This window comes from Saccharothrix sp. S26 (genome assembly GCF_021390395.1).
Lineage (GTDB): Bacteria > Actinomycetota > Actinomycetes > Mycobacteriales > Pseudonocardiaceae > Actinosynnema.
The window spans coordinates 1-1,079 of record NZ_JAJUWT010000052.1; the positions used below are offsets into that span (position 1 = coordinate 1).

2 protein-coding genes are annotated in these 1,079 nt (G+C 69.9%); both read left to right on the forward strand.

The window, feature by feature from the left end:
• Positions 1-627: phosphoadenylyl-sulfate reductase (locus LZG04_RS41380; protein WP_233827434.1), on the forward strand; the 627-nt coding region annotated here is incomplete at its 5' end.
• On the forward strand, positions 624-1,079 hold a 456-nt coding region (gene cysD / locus LZG04_RS41385; protein WP_233827435.1), incomplete at its 3' end, for a sulfate adenylyltransferase subunit CysD. The genes LZG04_RS41380 and cysD, both read left to right, overlap by 4 nt.

Sequence of the window (1,079 nt, forward strand, 5' to 3'; positions counted from 1 at the left end):
GCCGAGGAGGCCCTCGCGTGGACCGCCCGCACGTTCGGCGAGAGCTGGATCGTCGCGTCGAACATGCAGGACGCCGTCCTGATCGACCTGGCCGCCAAGGTCAAGCCGGACGTGGACGTGCTGTTCCTGGAGACCGGCTACCACTTCGCCGAGACCATCGGCACGCGTGACGCGGTCGACCTGGTCTACCCCGAGGTGCACATCGTCAACGCCGCGGCCGAGCAGTCGGTGGCCGACCAGGAGGCCGAGTTCGGCCTGCTGAACCGGACCGACCCGAACCGGTGCTGCCAGTTGCGCAAGGTCATCCCGTTGCAGCGGACCTTGAAGAACTACGACGCGTGGGTCACCGGTGTGCGCCGCGTGGACGCGCCGACCCGGGCGGACACGCCGATCGTGCAGTGGGACGAGCGCAACGGGCTGGTGAAGGTCAACCCGATCGCACCGTGGTCCGACGAGCAGTTCAACGCCTACATCGCCGAGCACGGGATCCTGGAGAACCCGCTGGTGCAGGCGGGTTACCCCTCCATCGGCTGCGCGCCGTGCACCGCGAAGCCGCTGCCGGGCGCCGACGCCCGCAGCGGCCGGTGGGCCGGGCTGGCCAAGACCGAATGCGGGTTGCACGGATGACCACCGCGACAGCTCTGGACACGTTGGGCCGCCTGGAGTCCGAGGCGATCCACATCTTCCGCGAGGTGGCGGGCGAGTTCGACCGGCCGGTGATCCTGTTCTCCGGCGGCAAGGACTCGACCCTGCTGCTGCACCTGGCGGTGAAGGCGTTCTGGCCCGCGCCGGTGCCGTTCCCGCTGCTGCACGTGGACACCGGCCACAACTTCGACGAGGTCATCGAGTTCCGCGACCGGGTCGTGGCCCGGCACGGGCTGCGGCTGGAAGTCGCCAAGGTGCAGGACTACATCGACGACGGCCGGTTGGCCGAGCGCCCCGACGGCACCCGCAACCCGTTGCAGACCGTGCCGCTGCTGGACGCGATCACCACCCACAGGTTCGACGCGGTGTTCGGCGGCGGTCGCCGTGACGAGGAGCGGGCCCGCGCCAAGGAACGGATCTTCAGCCTGCGCAAC